Source organism: Clavibacter michiganensis subsp. tessellarius (genome assembly GCF_021922985.1).
Classification (GTDB): Bacteria; Actinomycetota; Actinomycetes; order Actinomycetales; family Microbacteriaceae; genus Clavibacter; species Clavibacter tessellarius.
The window spans coordinates 1,374,524-1,392,848 of the sequence record NZ_CP040788.1; the positions used below are offsets into that span (position 1 = coordinate 1,374,524).

General features: G+C 73.4%; 19 protein-coding genes. 3 read left to right on the top strand and 16 right to left on the bottom strand.

Annotated elements, in window-relative coordinates; genetic code table 11:
* Positions 1–227: 227 nt before the first annotated feature.
* Positions 228–689, top strand: coding sequence for a DUF1844 domain-containing protein (locus FGG90_RS06275; RefSeq protein ID WP_210433057.1), 462 nt, complete (start codon positions 228–230; stop codon positions 687–689).
* Positions 690–806: 117 nt separating this feature from the next.
* Here FGG90_RS06275 and FGG90_RS06280 read toward each other — a convergent pair whose 3' ends face one another.
* From FGG90_RS06280 to FGG90_RS06300, 5 genes are all read right to left on the bottom strand, one after another.
* On the bottom strand, positions 807–1,574 hold the full coding sequence (locus FGG90_RS06280) for an SseB family protein (RefSeq protein WP_094129128.1): 768 nt from the start codon (positions 1,572–1,574) through the stop codon (positions 807–809).
* Positions 1,574–2,320 (bottom strand): bifunctional 1-(5-phosphoribosyl)-5-((5-phosphoribosylamino)methylideneamino)imidazole-4-carboxamide isomerase/phosphoribosylanthranilate isomerase PriA, encoded by a 747-nt coding sequence (gene priA / locus FGG90_RS06285; RefSeq protein WP_086516353.1) that lies wholly within the window; start codon positions 2,318–2,320, stop codon positions 1,574–1,576. Before priA ends, FGG90_RS06280 begins: the two co-directional genes overlap by 1 nt.
* A 74-nt stretch (positions 2,321–2,394) precedes the next feature.
* Positions 2,395–3,036: an imidazole glycerol phosphate synthase subunit HisH gene (gene hisH, locus FGG90_RS06290; RefSeq protein WP_094129125.1), complete on the bottom strand. Its 642-nt coding sequence runs from the start codon at positions 3,034–3,036 to the stop codon at positions 2,395–2,397.
* Positions 3,033–3,641, bottom strand: a complete 609-nt coding sequence (gene hisB / locus FGG90_RS06295; protein ID WP_094131473.1) for an imidazoleglycerol-phosphate dehydratase HisB — start codon at positions 3,639–3,641, stop codon at positions 3,033–3,035. The genes hisH and hisB overlap by 4 nt, the downstream gene beginning before the upstream one ends.
* A 111-nt stretch (positions 3,642–3,752) precedes the next feature.
* Positions 3,753–4,136: a LysM peptidoglycan-binding domain-containing protein gene (locus tag FGG90_RS06300; RefSeq protein ID WP_210433056.1), complete on the bottom strand. Its 384-nt coding sequence runs from the start codon at positions 4,134–4,136 to the stop codon at positions 3,753–3,755.
* 361 nt (positions 4,137–4,497) lie between these two features.
* On the opposite strand from FGG90_RS06300, the gene lexA reads away from it, so the two are divergent.
* Complete coding sequence (gene lexA / locus FGG90_RS06305) at positions 4,498–5,178, top strand: transcriptional repressor LexA (protein WP_086516356.1); 681 nt, start codon at positions 4,498–4,500, stop codon at positions 5,176–5,178.
* 81 nt (positions 5,179–5,259) lie between these two features.
* Here lexA and hflX read toward each other — a convergent pair whose 3' ends face one another.
* Entirely contained in the window at positions 5,260–6,822 is a 1,563-nt protein-coding gene (gene hflX, locus FGG90_RS06310; RefSeq protein WP_094129122.1) for a GTPase HflX, read from the bottom strand.
* Between the two features lie 41 nt (positions 6,823–6,863).
* Here hflX and FGG90_RS06315 point away from each other — a divergent pair, with 41 nt between their 5' ends.
* Positions 6,864–7,481, top strand: a complete 618-nt coding sequence (locus FGG90_RS06315; RefSeq protein WP_094129119.1) for a class I SAM-dependent methyltransferase — start codon at positions 6,864–6,866, stop codon at positions 7,479–7,481.
* A 57-nt stretch (positions 7,482–7,538) separates the two neighbouring features.
* Here FGG90_RS06315 and dapF read toward each other — a convergent pair whose 3' ends face one another.
* The 10 genes from dapF to FGG90_RS06365 form a co-directional block, all read right to left on the bottom strand.
* Positions 7,539–8,417: a diaminopimelate epimerase gene (dapF, locus tag FGG90_RS06320; protein WP_094129116.1), complete on the bottom strand. Its 879-nt coding sequence runs from the start codon at positions 8,415–8,417 to the stop codon at positions 7,539–7,541.
* A 9-nt stretch (positions 8,418–8,426) separates the two neighbouring features.
* The gene (gene miaA / locus FGG90_RS06325) at positions 8,427–9,350 is read right to left on the bottom strand and encodes a tRNA (adenosine(37)-N6)-dimethylallyltransferase MiaA (protein WP_094129112.1); all 924 of its coding nucleotides are present in this window, start codon (positions 9,348–9,350) and stop codon (positions 8,427–8,429) included.
* A complete protein-coding gene (gene miaB / locus FGG90_RS06330) occupies positions 9,347–10,924 on the bottom strand; it encodes a tRNA (N6-isopentenyl adenosine(37)-C2)-methylthiotransferase MiaB (RefSeq protein ID WP_094129110.1) in 1,578 nt (525 codons plus the stop codon). Before miaB ends, miaA begins: the two co-directional genes overlap by 4 nt.
* A gap of 49 nt (positions 10,925–10,973) precedes the next feature.
* A complete protein-coding gene (locus tag FGG90_RS06335; protein ID WP_237583535.1) occupies positions 10,974–11,831 on the bottom strand; it encodes a regulatory protein RecX in 858 nt (285 codons plus the stop codon).
* Positions 11,832–12,138: 307 nt separating this feature from the next.
* Positions 12,139–13,227: a recombinase RecA gene (recA, locus tag FGG90_RS06340; RefSeq protein ID WP_094129107.1), complete on the bottom strand. Its 1,089-nt coding sequence runs from the start codon at positions 13,225–13,227 to the stop codon at positions 12,139–12,141.
* A 267-nt stretch (positions 13,228–13,494) separates the two neighbouring features.
* Positions 13,495–13,719, bottom strand: coding sequence for a DUF3046 domain-containing protein (locus tag FGG90_RS06345; RefSeq protein WP_094129104.1), 225 nt, complete (start codon positions 13,717–13,719; stop codon positions 13,495–13,497).
* Between the two features lie 123 nt (positions 13,720–13,842).
* On the bottom strand, positions 13,843–14,151 hold the full coding sequence (locus tag FGG90_RS06350; RefSeq protein ID WP_012298599.1) for a helix-turn-helix domain-containing protein: 309 nt from the start codon (positions 14,149–14,151) through the stop codon (positions 13,843–13,845).
* Positions 14,152–14,290: 139 nt separating this feature from the next.
* A complete protein-coding gene (locus tag FGG90_RS06355) occupies positions 14,291–14,821 on the bottom strand; it encodes a CinA family protein (protein ID WP_094129101.1) in 531 nt (176 codons plus the stop codon).
* A complete protein-coding gene (gene pgsA / locus FGG90_RS06360) occupies positions 14,818–15,444 on the bottom strand; it encodes a CDP-diacylglycerol--glycerol-3-phosphate 3-phosphatidyltransferase (RefSeq protein WP_094129097.1) in 627 nt (208 codons plus the stop codon). Before pgsA ends, FGG90_RS06355 begins: the two co-directional genes overlap by 4 nt.
* Before the next feature lie 3 nt (positions 15,445–15,447).
* Entirely contained in the window at positions 15,448–18,288 is a 2,841-nt protein-coding gene (locus FGG90_RS06365) for an FtsK/SpoIIIE family DNA translocase (protein WP_094129094.1), read from the bottom strand.
* Positions 18,289–18,325: the final 37 nt, after the last annotated feature.

Below are 18,325 nucleotides of genomic sequence, written 5' to 3' on the forward strand. Positions count from 1 at the left end.
TTCGGACGGGGGAGCGAAATCGACCCGGTAACCTATGGAGGCGGTCAAGCGCGGGTGGGAGATCAATCCTCTTTCGAACCGGGACTGTGACAGCCCCGGAGCCGTCGATCAGCATAGCAGACGCCGGGTCCGTCCCGGAAGGGCGGGGATCGACGCCGCGGCGGGTCACCCGCACGGCCGCATCCGCTCCCCCGCCGCACCGCCCGCACCACCAGCGAAGGACAGACATGACCGACACCCCCCGTCCCGACTCCGCGCCGGACGCGCACGTGCACCGCTTCGAGGAGCCGGATGCCGCAGGCAGCACCGCCGGCACCGTCGAGGGGGCCGCGGGCGTCGCCGACGACGGCACGGCCGACTTCGTCGCCGACCAGTACGCGCGGGACATCGCGGAGGTCTCCGCGGTCGAGGTCATCACCACCACCGCCGTCCACCTGATGAGCGCCGCCGCCGTCAAGTGCGGCCTCGCCGACGACCCCGCCACGCAGACCGACCTCGCCGAGGCGCGGAAGCTGATCATCTCGCTGGCGGGCCTGGTCACCGCCGCGTCCCCCGAGCTCGGCGACCAGCACGCGCGGAGCCTCCGCGACGGCCTGCGCTCGCTCCAGCTCGCCTTCCGCGAGGCATCGCCCTACCCCGACGCCATCGGCCAGGGTCCCGGCGAGAAGTACACCGGCCCGGTCTCCTGACGCCGGGCGCGGATCGGCGGCCGGCGGATCCGCGAGGCAGCACGTGCGACGTCCGGCCGGACGGGCAGCCGCGCGGACCACGGACCGCGACCGCTGCCGGCGGACCCAGGCGCCCGATCAGCCGGCGGAGGTGACGCGGAGCCCCATGCTGTCGACGCGGTCGGCGAGCACGGCGCTCCGCGACCACCGGTCCTGCACCCGCGCGAGGAGCCCGTCGAGCGCGGCCCGGTCGAGGCCGTCGACGAGCGCGAGCGTGATGAGGAGCTCCGGCCCCTCGAGCCGGGCCCGCGGATCCCCTGACGCCGCGCCGAGCGCCACGACCGCGGGCTCCTCCCGGACGCTCGCCTCGAGCTCCGCGACCACCTCCGGGTCCTCCGGGCTCGGGATCCACGGCAGCGAGCGGGCGACGGCCCACACGGCCGGCCGGCGCAGCACGAACTCGGTCTCGGACATCGGGTCGAGCACGACGAGGTCCGTCTCCTCGCTCGCGGCGGCCAGCGCGACGCGCACGGCGTCCGCCGGCACCGGGCGCGCGGCCGGGTTCCAGCGGCCCATCGCGGCGACGGACGTGAAGACCGGCATGACCGTGCGCCCGTCGGGACCGGCGACCGTGATGATCGACAGCTCGGCGCTCTTGTCCACCTTCAGCCCGGTGTCGCCGACGCCCTCCTCGCCGAGGCGCGCCACCAGCGGGATGAGCAGGCGGGCGTCGCGGAGCGCGTCCACGACGGCGGACGGCCCCGCCTCGCCGCGTCCGTGCCGGGCGAGCGCCTCGGCCAGGGCGGGAGGCGCGGATCCGTCGTCGCCCGGGAACGCGGTCGGCTCGAAGGAGCGGCCGGCCCAGGGGGTCCCGGCGGAGTCGGCGTGCGGCGTGGAGCCCGTCATCACTCCCCGGCGACGTCGAGCGCCTGGCCGAGCGTGAACGCGCCCGCGTACAGCGCCTTGCCGACGATGGCGCCCTCGAGGCCGAGCGGCACCAGCTCGCGGAGCGCCGCGATGTCGTCGAGGCTCGAGACCCCGCCGGAGGCGACGACCGGGCGCTCCGTGCGTTCGAGCACGTCGCGGAGCAGCTGCAGGTTCGGACCCTGGAGCGTGCCGTCCTTGGTCACGTCGGTGACCACGTAGCGCGCGCAGCCGGCCTCCTCGAGGCGCTCGAGGACCTCCCAGATGTCGCCGCCGTCCTGCGTCCAGCCCCGCGCGGAGAGGGTGCGGCCGCGGACGTCGAGCCCGACCGCGACGGCCTCACCGTGCTGCGCGATGACGCTCGCGGCCCACTCGGGGTTCTCGAGCGCGGCGGTGCCGAGGTTGATGCGCGTCGCGCCGCTCTCGAGCGCCACGTCGAGCGAGCGGTCGTCGCGGATGCCGCCCGACAGCTCGATCTGCACGCCGTCGATGGCCCGGATCACCCGGGAGATGACGGAGAGGTTGTCGCCCCGGCCGAACGCGGCGTCGAGGTCGACGAGGTGCAGCCACTCGGCGCCCTGCTCGGCCCAGTCGCGGGCCGCGTCGACGGGGTCGCCGTAGCCGGTCTCGGTTCCGGCCGCGCCCTGCGTGAGGCGGACGGCCTGGCCGCCGGCCACGTCGACGGCGGGCAGGAGGGTCAGGCGGGGCGTGCTGGTGAACTCGCTCATGGTCGCTCTCGTTCGGTCGTGCGGGCGGTCGGATGCCGTCGTCGACGGCGGGGAGGTCGGCGGTCGAGCCGGCGTCAGGCGGCACGGAGGGTGCCGAGCCAGTTGGCGAGCAGCCGGATCCCGGCCGCGCCCGACTTCTCGGGGTGGAACTGCGTCGCGGACAGCGGGCCGTTCTCCACGGCGGCGACGAACCGCTCGCCGTGCGTGGCCCAGGTGACGTGCGGCGCCGGCAGCGGCGGGAGCGGGTCGATGCCCCAGGTGCGCGCCGCGTAGGAGTGCACGAAGTAGAAGCGCTCGTCCTCGAGTCCGGCGAACAGCGCCGATCCGGCCGGGGCGTCGACGGTGTTCCAGCCCATGTGCGGGAGGACGTCCGACTCCAGCCGGCCGACCGTGCCCGGCCACTCCCCCAGGCCGGCCACGTCGACGTCGCGCTCGACGCCGCGGTCGAACATGACCTGCATCCCGACGCAGATGCCGAGCACCGGGCGCCCGCCGGCGAGGCGGCGGTCCACGACGCGGTCGCCGCCGGCCGCGCGGAGGGAGGTCATGACCGCGGAGAACGCGCCGACGCCGGGGACCAGGAGCCCGTCGGCCTCGTACGCCCGCTTCGGGTCGCCGGTGAGCTCCACGTCGGCTCCCGCCAGCTCGAGCGCCTTGACGGCGGAGTGGACGTTGCCGCTCCCGTAGTCGAGGACGACGACGGAGGGCCGCGTCACAGCGCGCCCTTGGTGGAGGGGATGCCGGACACGCGCGGGTCGAGCTCCTTCGCCTGGCGGAACGCGCGGGCGAACGACTTGAACTCGGCCTCCGCGATGTGGTGCGGGTCACGTCCGCCGAGGACCGTGACGTGGACGGTCAGCCCCGCGTGGAAGGTGATGGCCTCGAAGACGTGGCGGACCATGGATCCGGTGAAGTGGCCGCCGATGAGGTGCATCTCGAAGCCCGCGGGCTCGCCGGAGTGGACCAGGAACGGGCGCCCGGAGATGTCCACGACGGACTGCACGAGCGCCTCGTCGAGCGGGACGAGCGCGTCGCCGAAGCGGGCGATGCCGGACTTGTCGCCGAGCGCCTGGCGGATGGCCTGGCCGAGGACGATGCCCACGTCCTCCACCGTGTGGTGCACGTCGATGTGGGTGTCGCCGGTGGCCGTGACCTTCAGGTCGGTGAGCGAGTGCTTCGCGAAGGCGGTGAGCATGTGGTCGTAGAACGGGACCGACGTGCTGATCTCGGAGGCGCCGGTGCCGTCGAGGTCGAGCTGGAGCTCGATGCTGGACTCGCTGGTCTGCCGCGTGACGTGCGCGGTGCGCGCGAGGGTGCTCATGCCCTCCATGCTACCGAGCGGCTCCGGTTCCCCCGCTCGCTCCCGGCCGCCACCGGGAGACGAGCGGGCCCGTGGACACGTCGCCCGCCTGGGCGGGACGACGGACCGGGATCAGTGGGCGTACTGCGCCGGCACGGCGAGCTGCTGGCCGGCCGCGACGTCCGACGTGGGCAGCCGGTTCAGGTCGACCAGCGACGCGATGACGTCGCGGGGGTCGGAGGACGGCGCGATCTCCTCGGCGAGGTCCCATAGGGACTGGCCGCTCGAGACGGTGACGTACTCGAGGGCGGTGCCCGAGGCGTCCTTCGACGCGACGGCGGCGCCGCCGTTGAGGGCGACGAGCCCGACGCCGAGCGCGAGCGGCGCGGCGACGAGGGCCGTGAGGACGACGCGTCCCCGACGGGTGATGCGCAGGCGCGTGCGGGGCGCGACGGCGACCTCCGCGACGGCGGGCGTGATGGAGGGAGCGGTGGCGGCGGGGGCTGCGGTGTTCATGGTGACCTCTCGTGCGAGACGGTGGGGCGTCGATGCGACGCACCCGGCGGTGCAGTGCGGTGCGGCATGCGATGCGGGTCCGGCAGCTCGCACCCGGCTCTCGGCCGGGAGAGCCGGGTGCGAAGCTGTGTTCCGAACATACATTCGAACCCGGGGCTTCGCAAGCCCCCACCGCCCCGATCCCGTCGCCAGGGACGCGACACGCTCGAACAGGTGTTTGCCCGGGGCGCCTCGGCTGGATACAGTTTCGAGTGCCTGGTGTCCATTCCACCGGGCACCACCGACATCGCCCTCGCGAGCGCGTCGCCCCGCCGGGTCGCCGCATCACGGAGGGCGTCGGCGACGAGAGGCGGGCCGTGGCATGACGGACGAGCGAGCAGCGGGCGGCGGCGCGACGAGGCGCCGCAAGAGCCTCAGCGAGAAGCAGATCTCGATCCTGGAGTTCATCCAGCGCACCATCGCCGGGCAGGGCTACCCGCCGAGCATGCGCGAGATCGGCGACGCCGTCGGCCTCGCCTCGCTCTCGAGCGTCACCCACCAGCTCAACCAGCTCGAGCTGTCCGGCTACCTCCGCCGCGACCCGAACCGTCCCCGCGCCCTCGAGGTGCTCATCGACCTGCCCGGCAGCGGCGCCGCCGAGAGCGGCGAGCCGTCGACCCCGGTGGGCGACGCGGCCATGGTGCCCATGGTCGGGCGCATCGCGGCCGGCATCCCCATCACCGCCGAGCAGATGGTCGAGGAGGTCTTCCCCCTCCCCCGCCAGCTCGTGGGCAAGGGCGACCTCTTCATGCTGCGCGTCGTCGGCGACTCCATGATCGACGCGGCCATCTGCGACGGCGACTGGGTCGTGGTGCGCCAGCAGAAGACGGCGGAGAACGGCGACATCGTCGCGGCCATGCTCGACGACGAGGCCACCGTCAAGGTGTTCCGCCAGCGCGACGGCCACACGTGGCTCCTGCCCCGCAACAGCGCGTTCGAGCCGATCCTCGGCGACTTCGCCGAGGTCGTCGGCAAGGTCGTCGCGGTCATGCGCTCCGTCTGACGCCCGCACGACGCACGAGAGCGGCCGGTCCCCGAGGGGATCGGCCGCTCTCGTGCGTGCGGGTGGTGCGTCCGGCGCGGATCAGGCGGTGGGGACGACGGCGTACCGGGCCACCTGGGCCTGCTGCTCGGCCGTCACGAGCGCCCGCATGCGCGTGCCCTCCTCGACGTAGGACGTCTCGAGCACCTTCGCGCCGTCGTGCAGCATCGCGACGACCTCGCCGTGCTCGAACGGCACCAGCAGGTCGACCTCGATGGTCGGCTGCGGGAGCAGCTCGGCGATGCGACGACGCAGCTCCGCGACGCCCTCGCCCGTGCGGGCCGACACGAACACGCCCTGCGGCGCGAGCCCGCGGAGGACGACGCGGTCCCCGTCCGACGCGAGGTCGCTCTTGTTGAACACCACGATCTCGGGGATGCCCGAGGCGTCGACCTCCGCGATCACCTCGTGCACGGTGGCGAGCTGCGCCGCCGGATCCGGGTGCGACGCGTCCACGACGTGCACGAGCACGTCCGAGTCCGCGAGCTCCTCCAGCGTCGAGCGGAACGCCTCGACGAGCTGGTGCGGAAGGTTGCGGACGAAGCCCACGGTGTCGGCCAGCGTGTACAGCTGCCCCTGGTCGGTCTCCGTCTTGCGGACGGTCGCGTCGAGCGTGGCGAACAGGGCGTTCTCCACGAGCACGCCCGCCTTGGTCACGCGGTTCAGCAGCGACGACTTGCCGGCGTTCGTGTAGCCGACGATCGCCACCGACGGGACGGCGTTGCGGTCGCGGTTGGCGCGCTTGGTGTCGCGCGCGGGCTTCATGCCGGCGATCTGCTTGCGCAGCTTCGCCATGCGGGTGTTGATGCGGCGACGGTCGAGCTCGATCTTCGTCTCACCCGGTCCGCGGGATCCCATGCCGGCGCCCGCGCCGCCGACCTGGCCACCGGCCTGGCGCGACATCGAGTCGCCCCAGCCGCGGAGGCGAGGGAGCAGGTACTGGAGCTGCGCGAGCTCGACCTGGGCCTTGCCCTCCCGGCTCTTGGCGTGCTGGCTGAAGATGTCGAGGATCACGGCGGTGCGGTCGATGACCTTGACCTTCACCACGTCCTCGAGCGCGCGCCGCTGGCTCGGGGCGAGCTCGGTGTCGGCGATGACCGTGTCGGCGCCCACCGCGGCCACGAGCGCACGCAGCTCCTCGGCCTTGCCGCTGCCGAAGTAGGTGCTGGGATCCGGCGTGGGTCGGCGCTGCAGCAGGCCGTCGAGCACCACGGCACCCGCGGTCTCCGCGAGGGCCGCGAGCTCGCGCATGCTGTTCTCGGCGTCGTCGACGGAGCCCTGCGAGTACACGCCGATGAGGACGACGTTCTCGAGGCGCAGCTGCCGGTACTCGACCTCGGTGACGTCCTCGAGCTCGGTCGACAGGCCCGCCACGCGGCGGAGCGCCTGGCGGTCCGCGCGCTCGGTCTGGTCGCCGTCGAAGCCCTGCTCGGTGTCGGGGGCCGCGGACAGCGCCTGCGCGCCGGATCCGCGGAAGAGGGCGTAGCCGGCGGATCGGTCCTCCGCCCGTGCGAGGACGCGCGCGACGACGTCGTCCCCGGCGGTGCTCTCGGTGGACGTCGTCGTCGTGTCCGCGGGCTGGTCGTGCTCGTCGTGCGTGATCATGTGCTCCCATCGTAGCGTCGGCGTCCGGTATCGTCCCGTGCATGGCCGACGCGCATTACTTCTCCTCGTCGCCGGCCGGTCCCCTGCGCACCCGCGCGATCACGGTCGAGCTGGGCGGACGGACGGTCGACGTCGAGACCGCGGGCGGCGTCTTCAGCCCCGAGCACGTCGACCAGGGGACCCTGGTCCTGCTGCGGAACGTCCCCGCACCTCCCCTGGAGGGGCACCTGCTGGACGTCGGTTGCGGCTGGGGTCCGGTGGCGCTCGACCTGGCGATGCGATCGCCGTCGGCCACCGTATGGGCGGTCGACGTGAACGAGCGGGCGCTCGAGCTGACGCGGGCGAACGCCCGGTCCCTCGGTCTCGAGAACGTCAACGCCGTGCTGCCCGAGGATGTTCCCGCCGACCTCGCCTTCGCCACCGTGTGGTCGAACCCGCCCATCCGGGTCGGCAAGGAGGCGCTGCACGGCATCCTCGCGCACTGGCTCCCGCGGCTCGCGTCCGGGGCCGACGCGTGGCTCGTGGTGCAGCGGAACCTCGGGTCCGACTCCCTGCAGCGCTGGCTCGTCGAGACCATGCCCCCCGAGCTGGAGACGACCCGCGCCGCGTCCGACAAGGGCTTCCGCGTGCTGCGCGTGCACCGGGGCGAGGGCGCCTAGGGGCGAGCGCCCGTCGCGCGGCGCCCGGCGCCCGGCGCCCGGACGCGTTCGCGCCGGTCAGGCCAGCGCGACGACCCCGTCGAAGACGAGCTCGGCCGGACCCGAGAGGCCGACGTGCTCGCCGTCCTCCGCCGGGAACATGCGCACGCCGAGGACGCCGCCGGGCACCTGCACGCGCCACTGGTGCGGTGCCGCCGCGCCCGCCCAGTGCCGGGTCGCGAGGGCCGCGGCGACCGCGCCGGTGCCGCAGCTGAGGGTCTCGCCGCTGCCGCGCTCGTGCACGCGCATCGTGATGTGGCCGACGCCGTCGACCACGAGCGGGTCGGCGGGGACGACGAGCTCGACGTTGACGCCGTCCGCGGGCTCCGGATCCAGCTGGGGGACGAAGCCCAGGTCGGCCTGCGCGAGCTCGTCCTCGCTGGAGAGCGCGACCACGACGTGCGGGTTGCCGACGTCGATGCCGAGGCCGGGCCTCGCGACCTGGAGGTCCTTGGCGCGGACGAGGGGCTCGCCGCCCGCGAGGGCCCAGCGGCCGAGGTCGACCTGGAAGCCCGATCCGCTGCGCTGCACCTCGCGGACGCCGGCGCGGGTGCCGATCGGCACGGTCCGTCCCGGCGGCAGCTCGATGAGCCCGTTCTCGATGAGGAAGAGCGTGAAGACGCGGATGCCGTTGCCGCACATCTCGGCGGGGCTCCCGTCCGCGTTGCGGTAGTCCATGAACCACTCGGCGTCGGGGTCCTCGGCCAGGGCCGCCTGGCCCTCGGGGATCCGGCTCGAGAGGACCGCGCGGATCGTGCCGTCGGCGCCGATGCCGAAGTGGCGGTCGCAGAGGGCCTGCACCTGCGTGTCGGTCAGCTGGATCTCGCCCGCGGGATCCGCGAACAGCACGAAGTCGTTGCCCGTGCCCTGGCCCTTGGTGAACTGCAGGTCTGCCATTCCGCCAGCCTAGGGGCGCATCACCGGGAGGGCGTCGAGGGCGTGCGCCAGGAGCTCGTCGTCGCGCGCGTCGAGCCGCACGGCGTCCGAGTAGCGGCCGAACCAGGACACCTGCCGACGGGCGTACCGGCGGGTGAGGGCTCGCGTCTCCTCGACGGCCTCCGCCTCCGTGACCTCGCCCGCGAGCTGCCGCGCCGCCTGCGCGTAGCCGATGGCGCGGGATGCGGTGACGCCCTCCGCCAGGCCCGCGGGCAGGAGCCCGGCCACCTCGTCGACGAGGCCGGCCGCCCACATGCCCCCGACGCGGGCGTCGAGCCGCGGGACGAGCTCCTCGCGCGGGAGAGTGAGGGCCAGGATGCGCGCGGGATGCCACGCCCTCGGCTCGGCCGTCTCGCGCGCCGGCTGGGCACCCGAGATCTCCACGACCTCGAGCGCCCGCACCAGGCGCCGACCGTTGTGGGCGCCGATGCGCTGGGCCGCGGCGGGGTCGACCTCGCGCAGCCGACGGTGCAGCATCCCCGGCCCGGTCTCGACGAGCTCGCGTTCGAGGCGCTGCCGGACCTCGGGGTCGGTGCCCGGGAACTCGTAGTCGAACAGCACGGAGGAGACGTAGAGGCCCGAGCCGCCGACGAGGATCGGGACGGCGCCGCGCTCGAGGATCGCGCTCACCGCGGCGCGCGCGTCCTCCTGGTACGCCGCGACCGTGGCCTCGGCCGTGATGTCGAGGACGTCGAGGAGGTGGTGCGGTATCCCGCGGCGCTCCCCCTCCGGGAGCTTGGCGGTGCCGATGTCCATGCCCCGGTACAGCTGCATGGCGTCCGCGTTGACGATCTCGGCCGCACGCCCGTCGGAGCGGATCCGCTCGGCGATGTCGAGGGACAGCGCGGACTTGCCGGTGCCCGTGGCCCCGACGACCGCGACGATCGGGGTCACGCGCGGTGGCGGGGGTGGGCGGAGCCGCCCTCCCCCAGCGCCGCCACGCGGAGCGTGGGCAGCCCGAGCGAGACGCGCGGCGCCCCTCCTGCGCCGGGGCCGGCCGCGGGCGCGGCCGGCACGCCGCACGAGTCGGCCTGCGCGCGCTCGTACGCGTCCCCCGCACGCGTGCGGCGGATGCGTAGCGGGGCCCGGTCGACGGAGTCGGCGATGAGGTGGAACGGGGCTGCCCGGGTGATCTCGACCGTGACCGCGTCGCCGGGCCGCGGATCCGCGCTGCCCTCGGGCACGTCGAGGTGGACGAGGCGACCGTCCTGGGCACGGCCGGTGACGCGACGCGTGTCACCGTCCTTCCGGCCCTCGTGGGCGCTGACGAGCACCTCGACCGTGCGGCCGACCATGCGCTGGTTCTCCTCGTGGCTGATGCGCTCCTGCAGCGTGGTGAGCCGCGCGTAGCGCTCCTTCACGACGTCCGCCGGCACCTGCTCCTCCATGGTCGCGGCGGGCGTGCCCGGGCGGATGGAGTACTGGAACGTGAAGGCAGAGGAGAAGCGCGACGCCTCGACGACCCGCAGGGTCTCCTGGAAGTCCTCCTCGGTCTCGCCGGGGAAGCCGACGATGATGTCGGTCGTGATCGCCGCGTCCGGGATGCGCGTGCGCACCCGGTCGAGGATCCCGAGGAAGCGCTCCGAGCGGTACGAGCGGCGCATGGCCTTGAGGATGCGGTCGGAGCCGGACTGCAGCGGCATGTGCAGCTGCGGCATGACGGCGGGCGTCTCGGCCATCGCGTCGATCACGTCGTCGGTGAAGGCCGCCGGATGCGGGCTGGTGAAGCGGATGCGCTCGAGCCCGTCGATGGCGCCGGCCGCGCGGAGCAGCTTGCCGAACGCCTGCCGGTCGCCGAACTCGACGCCGTAGGAGTTGACGTTCTGGCCGAGCAGCGTGACCTCGACGGCCCCGTCGTCGACGAGCGCCTGGATCTCCGCGAGGATGTCGCCCGGGCGCCGGTCCTTCTCCTTACCGCGGAGCGCGGGCACGATGCAGAACGTGCAGGTGTTGTTGCAGCCGACGGAGATCGAGACCCAGCCGCTCGCGATCTCGTCGCGCTTGGTGGGGAGCGTCGAAGGGAACGTCTCGAGGCTCTCGAGGATCTCCAGCTGCGCCTCGCCGTTGTGGCGCGCCCGCTCGAGCAGCGTGGGAAGGGCCCCCATGTTGTGCGTGCCGAAGACGACGTCGACCCAGGGCGCCTTCTCGAGGACAGTGGCCCGGTCCTTCTGGGCGAGGCAGCCGCCCACGGCGATCTGCATGCCCTCGTGCCGTCGCTTCACGCTGGCGAGGTGTCCGAGGTTGCCGTAGAGCTTGTTGTCCGCGTTCTCGCGGACCGCGCACGTGTTGATGACGACGATGTCCGGCTCGGCGCCCTCGGCCGAGACGTAGCCGGCCGCCTCGAGCGATCCGGTGAGGCGCTCGGAGTCGTGCACGTTCATCTGGCAGCCGTAGGTGCGGACCTCGTAGGTGCGGGGCCGGACGTCGGTGGGACGGGACGCGCGGACGTGCTCGGCGATGGTGCTCATGATCGTCCAATCCTACGACCGGGCATGCGCCCGTCCCGCTGTCGTCGGATCAGCGGAACCGCACGCGCGAGGATCCCCGACGCGTGGCGAGCGCCGCCTTGGCCGCGTCGCGCACGACGGCGCCGCCGTAGCCGCGGCGCATGAGGAACGACGTGAGGCGCCGCTCCGCCGTCTCGTCGTCGTAGGACGACAGCTGGCCGACGCGCTTCAGGGCGACCTCGGTGGCGCGGGACAGCTCGTCGTCCGGCTGCTCGGCCATCGCCTCCTCGATGACGAGGGGGTCGAGCTTGCGGCGGCGCATCTCCATCTCGACGGACCTGCGGCCGAGGCCCTTGCGGTCGAGGTGCGTGTGCAGGATCTGCTCGGCCAGCGCGGCCTCGTCGATGTACTGCAGGGAGACGTACCGGGCGAGGGTCTCCTCGGCGATGTCGGGATCGATCTCCGCCCCGTCCAGCACCTCGCGGGCCTCCGCGAGCGACAGCCCGCGGCCGCGGAGGCGGTTGGCGAGCACGTTGTCCGCCCGCCGACGCTGGCGCTCGGGCGTGCGCTCGGCGGCCCGCTCTTCCTCCGCCTCGGCTTCGCGTCGCTCGTCCTCGACGCGATCCTCCTCCAGCTGGAGCATGTCGCGCCGGTAGGCCTCGTCCTGCTCGGCCTTCTCCCGCGCGCGGGTCGCCCGTTCCTCCTCCGCACGCCAGACCGCGGGGGTCTCCTCCTGCGTCGGAACGGGCTCGGGCTGCGCGACCGGCGCGGTCTCCGGTGCGCCCAGCGATCCGCGCGCCGCCTGCGCCTCGGCCTCCGCCAGCACGCGTCGCGCCTCCGCGATGCGCTCCTGCGCCGCCAGCGCGCGCCCGGCCTCGGACGCGTCCACGGCCGCGCCGATCGTGACGATGCCGTCGACCTCGGTCACGGTCCGACCGCGGGCGGGATGGGTGGGCTCCACACGAGGCCCAGGCGTCTCGACAGCATCCGGCGCGGACTCGGCCGCGGGCCGGGCCGCGGCGCGACGGGACCGTCGGTCGGCGAGGGACGCGACGGGCGCCACCTCGTCGGGACCGGGACCGGTGCCCTGCTCGTTCTCGGAGGGGAATCTGACCATGGTGCATCCGTCCTCGGGTGGTGCGTCCCCGCCTCGCGCAGGCGCGGAGGGCGGCGGACCGATGTCGTGCAGGGGGCGGGGCGCATCGGTGCGATGCGCCCCGCCGGGGTGCGCCGGGTCAGGCGCTCTTGCGTGCCGACGCCTTGGGCGCCACGGCCGCGACCGGCGCCGGAGCGGCATCCGCGGGGGCCTCGGCGACGGCGTTCGGGTCCTTCACGAGGCCGAGCTTCACCTTGATCTTCTGCTCGATCTCGGCGGCGATGTCCGGGTTGTTGAGGAGGTGCTTGCGCGAGTTCTCCTTGCCCTGGCCGAGCTGGTCGCCGTCGTAGGTGTACCAGGCGCCCGACTTGCGGACGATCTCGTGCTCGACGCCGAAGTCGATGAGGCTGCCCTCGCGGGAGATGCCCGTGCCGTAGAGGATGTCGAACTCCGCCTGCTTGAAGGGCGGCGCCATCTTGTTCTTCACGACCTTGACGCGGGTGCGGTTGCCGACCGCGTCGGTGCCGTCCTTCAGCGTCTCGATGCGGCGGATGTCGAGGCGCACCGAGGCGTAGAACTTGAGCGCCTTGCCGCCCGCGGTGGTCTCGGGGCTGCCGAAGAAGACACCGATCTTCTCGCGGAGCTGGTTGATGAAGATCATGGTGGTCTGCGTCTGGTTGAGCCCGCCGGTGAGCTTGCGGAGCGCCTGCGACATGAGGCGCGCCTGCAGGCCTACGTGAGAGTCGCCCATCTCGCCCTCGATCTCGGCGCGCGGCACGAGCGCCGCGACGGAGTCGATGACGACGAGGTCGATGGAGCCCGAGCGCACGAGCATGTCGGCGATCTCGAGGGCCTGCTCGCCCGTGTCGGGCTGGGAGACGAGGAGCGCGTCGATGTCGACGCCGAGCTTCTTCGCGTACTCGGGGTCGAGCGCGTGCTCCGCGTCGATGAACGCCGCGATGCCGCCGGCGCGCTGCGCGTTGGCGATGGCATGCAGCGTGAGCGTGGTCTTTCCCGACGACTCCGGACCGTAGATCTCGACGATGCGGCCGCGCGGGAGCCCGCCGATGCCGAGCGCCACGTCCAGCGCGACGGAGCCGGTGGGGATGACGGCGACGGGCGCGCGCTCGTCGCTGCCCAGGCGCATGACCGAGCCCTTGCCGAACTGACGGTCGATCTGGGCGAGCGCGGTCTCGAGAGACTTCTCGCGGTCTGCGGATGATGCCATGGGGTGCTCCTCGTGTCGAAGGTGGGTTGCCTGCAGGCTGTCGCTCCGATGCCGCGGGCTGCGGGATCCGGTGCCGACAAGGCGACGGGTGATCTCCGCGAGGTGCACGTTATGCGGCCCCGCCGACATCGCTGCCGGAGGCGCCTGACCTGTGCAGTCCTCGCTTCGAATCGCTCCTGTGGGGAGACTACGCGCGTTCGAAGGGATATTCGAACGACGCGCCGCGTGTCGCGGGCGTCGTCCGGGGAGCAGCGCCCGGAGGGCGGTTCAGGCGCGCGGCTCGGGCACGCCGGCGCCGTTCCACCGCGACCGCGGGACGTCCTGCGCGCGGCAGAGGGCGAGCCACGCCTCGCGGGCGGGGACGCCGTCCTTCAGCGCCTGCGCGCACGTGCGTCCGCCCAGCTCGCCGAGCACGAGGTCGGCGACGAGCACCGGCCCGTAGCCGGCGCCGAACTCGTCGGACACGGCCCGCTGGAACTCGCTCAGTCGCATGCCCTCACGCTACCCGCTGCTCTCCGACCGTCCACCCGACGTGGGCGCCGAGGCGGCCCCGGACGACGACGCCCCGCCCGTCGCGAGGACGGGCGGGGCGGGAGGTCGTGGGAGCGGTCGGGCTCAGCGCGCGACGAGGTCGCTGTCGAAGCCGGCGACGAGGTCGTCCGGGATCGTGTCGGGGATGGGGTTGAGCCCCTCGATGACGGCGAGCCGGTCGCCGACCTCGCGCATGATGACCGAGATGGGCGTGTCGAGCGCGTCGGCGACGGAGGCGAGGATCTCGCTCGACGCCTCCTTCTGGCCCCGCTCGACCTCGCTGAGGTAGCCGAGCGCGACGCTGGCCTTGCTGGCGACCTGTCGGAGCGTGCGCCCCTTCTGCAGGCGGAAGTCACGAAGGACGTCGCCGATCTCCTGACGGACTAGAACCACGGGACCCTCCTCGTTGCGCCTGGTGCCTGATCGAACCGGAGGTCCGGGGCTGATGCGCGAGCATCTGGCCGAGGACCCAGGCTAAGCAGGGGCACTGGGTGTTGCTTGTGAACCTGCTTACGGCAACGCGGGACGTCCCTCAGATGTTCCCATCGGATCCGAGCGCGTCCGCGAGGACCCGCAGCGCCTCGTGGACCACGCCCGCGCGCACCTCCTGGCGGTCGCCGTGGAGGTGCAGGGGGATGGCGCGGGAGTCGCCGTCGAGGGAGAGCCCGACGAACGCGGTGCCGGGAGCCTGGCCGTCCTGCGGATCGGGGCCGGCCGCGCCGGTGGTGGCGACGCCCACGTCGGCCGGGCGCCCGTCGACCTCGCAGGCCTGGCGCACGCCGTGCGCCATCTGCCGGGCGACGTCGGGGTGGACGGCGCCGTGCACCGCGAGGATCGACGACTCGACGCCGAGGAGCGTGCGCTTGAGCGCGGTGTCGTAGGAGACGATGCCGCCGGTCAGCGCGCGCGAGGCGCCGGGGACCCCGACGAGCGCCGCGGTGAGGAGCCCTCCCGTGAGCGACTCGGCCACCGCGAGCCGTCGTCCGCTCGCCACCAGGGCGGCGATCACGCGGGCGGCGAGCTCCTCGTCGGTGGCATCCGCGGTGCCCTCGACGCCCGTCACGACGCGCGCTCCGCCCGCAGCGCCTGCCGCATGTAGTCGAGGCCGGACAGCACCGTGAGCACGAACGCGATCGACATGAGCACCGTGTTCACGACGTGCATGCCGTCGCCCACCACGTCCCACAGCGGGAGCAGCGCGACGCTGATCGCGACCGCCTGCGCGACCGTCTTGAGCTTGCCCCCGCGTGACGCCGCGACGACGCGGTCCCGGAGCACGGCGAACCGGTACGCGGTTATCCCGAGCTCGCGCACGAGGATCACGATCGTGACCCACCACGGGAGCTCGCCGAGCACGGACAGCATCACGAGCGCGGCACCCGTGAGGACCTTGTCGGCGATGGGGTCGAGCAGCTTCCCGAGGTCGGTCACGAGGTTGCGGCTGCGGGCGATGTGCCCGTCGACGCCGTCGGTCGCGATCGCGAGGATGAAGAGCGCCGCGGCCGCGTAGCGGAGCGGGCCGTCGGCGCCGTCGTCCGCCGCGAGCAGCACGACGAAGACGGGGGCCAGCAGGATCCGCACGATCGTGAGGACGTTGGCGACGTTCCAGGGGCTCGCCGGGGAGTCGCCCGCGCGCCAGACGCGCGGCGCCCCGGAGGCGGCGCCCGATGCGCTCGGCTGGACCACGGCTCAGTCCCTGCCCGTCAGGCCCCAGGCGTCGTCGTCGCCCTCGGCCTCCACCTGCTCGTACGCGTCCAGGTCCTTGTGCAGCGGATCCGACGGGTAGCGGTTCCCGTCGTCCGCCTCGGCGGGAACGGCGGGCGCGGGCGCGGCTGCCGGGGCGGCGGTCGCGGGTGCCGCGGGCGTCTCCCCGCGCAGCGTCGCGAGCACGCCCGGCAGCTGCTCCGCGGAGACGAGGACGTCCCGGGCCTTCGACCCCTCGGACGGACCGACGATCTCGCGGGCCTCGAGGAGGTCCATGAGCCGACCGGCCTTGGCGAAGCCCACGCGGAGCTTCCGCTGCAGCATCGACGTGGATCCGAACTGCGTGCTGACGACGAGCTCGGCGGCCGCGAGGAGCACCTCGAGGTCGTCGCCGATGTCCGCGTCGATCTCCTTCTTCTCGGCGGCGACCGCGACGTCCTGGCGGTACTCGGGCCGGGCCTGGCGGGTGACGTGCTCGACGACCTTGGCGATCTCCGCCTCCTGCACCCACGCGCCCTGCACGCGGACGGCCTTGTTGGCGCCCATGGGGAGGAAGAGGCCGTCGCCCTGGCCGATGAGCTTGTCGGCGCCGGGCTGGTCGAGGATGACGCGGGAGTCGGTCATGCTCGACACCGCGAACGCGAGGCGCGACGGCACGTTGGCCTTGATGAGGCCGGTCACGACGTCGACCGACGGGCGCTGCGTCGCGAGCACCAGGTGGATGCCGGCGGCGCGGGCGAGCTGGGTGATGCGGACGATCGAGTCCTCGACGTCGCGCGGCGCGACCATCATGAGGTCGGCGAGCTCGTCCACCACCACGAGGAGGTAGGGGTACGGGCGGAGGGTCCGCTCGCTGCCCTCGGGGAGCACGATGGACCCGCTCGTGACGGCCTTGTTGAAGTCGTCGATGTGGCGGAAGCCGAAGCTGGCGAGGTCGTCGTACCTCATGTCCATCTCCTTCACCACCCACTGCAGCGCCTCGGCCGCCTTCTTCGGGTTGGTGATGATGGGCGTGATGAGGTGCGGCACGCCCGCGTAGATGGTGAGCTCGACGCGCTTCGGGTCGATGAGGACCATGCGCACGTCGCTCGGCTTCGCCCGCATGAGGAGCGAGGTGATCATGGAGTTGACGAAGCTCGACTTGCCGGAGCCCGTGGATCCCGCGACCAGGAGGTGGGGCATCTTCGCGAGGTTGGCGATGACGTAGCCGCCCTCGACGTCCTTGCCGACGCCGATGGTCATCGGGTGCGCGCTGTTCGTGGCGGCGGACGAGCGGAGCACGTCGCCGAGGGAGACGATCTCGCGGTCGGTGTTCGGGATCTCCACGCCGATGGCGCTGCGGCCCGGGATGGGCGAGAGGATGCGGACCTCGTTCGACGCGACCGCGTAGCTGATGTTCTTCGCGAGCGCCGTGACGCGCTCGACCTTCACGCCGGGCGCGAGCTCCAGCTCGTAGCGCGTGACCGTCGGACCGCGCGAGAAGCCCGTGACGGTCGCGTCGACCTGGAAGTTGGTGAGCACCTCGGTGAGCGCGCGCACCACCTCGTCGTTGACCGACGAGCGGGACTTCGCGGGCGTGCCCGGCGAGAGGGTGCTCGCGGCCGGCAGCCGGTAGGGCGCCTGCGGGGCGTCCGACTCCCCCGAGACGACGGCCGCATCGGATCCGTCGTCCTCGAAGCCCGGGAGGACGGCGGGCTCGTCGTCGTCGCGGATGCCGGTGGGGTGCACCGGGACGGACGGCAGGACCGCGGTCGCGGTGGCGTCGACGGGCGGGTCGAGGTCGATGCGGCGGGTCGCGGCCTCGTCGCCCGCGAAGGCGCCGGGCTCGGGGCGGGCGGCGTCGGGATCCACCGTGCGGTCGATGACCGTGGTGGGCGCCTCCGCGGCGGAGCGGTCGACGACGTCGTCGGATCCGGCGTGCGGGGCGAGCACCGGGCTGTCGAACGCGGGGGCGTCCTCGCGCTGGCTGCGGTTGCGGCGCCACCACGGGAGGCTGTCGGTGTCGACCGGGCCCTCGTCGTCGAGCCCCTCGAGCTCGACCTGCTCGGTCGCCTGCGCCTTCCGGGCGGCGCGGTCCGCGGCGCGCTGCTCCTCGTCCACCGGCGGGGCGCCGAAGAGGTAGGAGTAGAGCTCGCGGAGGCGCGCGCCGACGCGGTTCGGCGGCGTGCGCGTGATGATGAAGAGGGAGAGCAGGAGCAGGATCCCCGCGACGATGCCCGCCCCGATCGACGTGATGAGCAGCGACAGCGGGGCCGCGAGCACCCAGCCGAGGACGCCGCCGGCGCGGGCCAGGCCGAGCATGCCGTCGCGCGGATCCGGGGCGCCGGAGAGGATGTGGCAGAGCCCCGCGATCGAGACCAGGAAGAGGGAGACGCCGACGCCGATGCGGCCGTTGTCGCTGACGGACGCCGGATGGCGGAACAGCCAGAGCGCGAGGAGCACCATGACGATGGGCAGCGCGAAGGCGACCCGGCCGAAGAGGCCGCCGAACGTGTAGGCGTCGAAGGCCATGGCCACGTCGTTGAGCGGGTTGAACCACTCCACGACGACGCCGGCGATCGCGAGCACCACGAGCAGGAAGGGGATGCCGTCGCGGCGCTCCTCCTTCGCGAGCTTCTCCGGGCCGAGGGCCCGGAAGAGCGCGCCGGTGGCGTGGGCGAGGCCCATCCACAGGGCGACGAGGGGGCCGCGGCCCTCGGAGTGGACGGGGTAGGCGACGGTCTGCTGCTTCGTCTCCGTGGCGCGCCCCTTCCGCGGGGGCGTGGCGCGCGGCGCGCCCGAGGAGGTCTTCCCGGCGCGGCTGGTCGACCTGGTGCTCGTAGCCATGCGACCCACGTTATCCCGCGCCGCCGTCACGGGCCGC

Coding starts and splice junctions, on each gene's coding strand:
- FGG90_RS06275 (WP_210433057.1), top strand. CDS start 228: ATGACCGACACCCCCCGTCCCGACTCCGCGCCGGACGCGCACGTGCAC.
- FGG90_RS06280 (WP_094129128.1), bottom strand. CDS start 1,574: ATGACGGGCTCCACGCCGCACGCCGACTCCGCCGGGACCCCCTGGGCC.
- priA (WP_086516353.1), bottom strand. CDS start 2,320: ATGAGCGAGTTCACCAGCACGCCCCGCCTGACCCTCCTGCCCGCCGTC.
- hisB (WP_094131473.1), bottom strand. CDS start 3,641: ATGAGCACCCTCGCGCGCACCGCGCACGTCACGCGGCAGACCAGCGAG.
- FGG90_RS06300 (WP_210433056.1), bottom strand. CDS start 4,136: ATGAACACCGCAGCCCCCGCCGCCACCGCTCCCTCCATCACGCCCGCC.
- lexA (WP_086516356.1), top strand. CDS start 4,498: ATGACGGACGAGCGAGCAGCGGGCGGCGGCGCGACGAGGCGCCGCAAG.
- hflX (WP_094129122.1), bottom strand. CDS start 6,822: ATGATCACGCACGACGAGCACGACCAGCCCGCGGACACGACGACGACG.
- FGG90_RS06315 (WP_094129119.1), top strand. CDS start 6,864: ATGGCCGACGCGCATTACTTCTCCTCGTCGCCGGCCGGTCCCCTGCGC.
- dapF (WP_094129116.1), bottom strand. CDS start 8,417: ATGGCAGACCTGCAGTTCACCAAGGGCCAGGGCACGGGCAACGACTTC.
- miaB (WP_094129110.1), bottom strand. CDS start 10,924: ATGAGCACCATCGCCGAGCACGTCCGCGCGTCCCGTCCCACCGACGTC.
- recA (WP_094129107.1), bottom strand. CDS start 13,227: ATGGCATCATCCGCAGACCGCGAGAAGTCTCTCGAGACCGCGCTCGCC.
- FGG90_RS06345 (WP_094129104.1), bottom strand. CDS start 13,719: ATGCGACTGAGCGAGTTCCAGCGGGCCGTGTCCGACGAGTTCGGCGCC.
- FGG90_RS06365 (WP_094129094.1), bottom strand. CDS start 18,288: ATGGCTACGAGCACCAGGTCGACCAGCCGCGCCGGGAAGACCTCCTCG.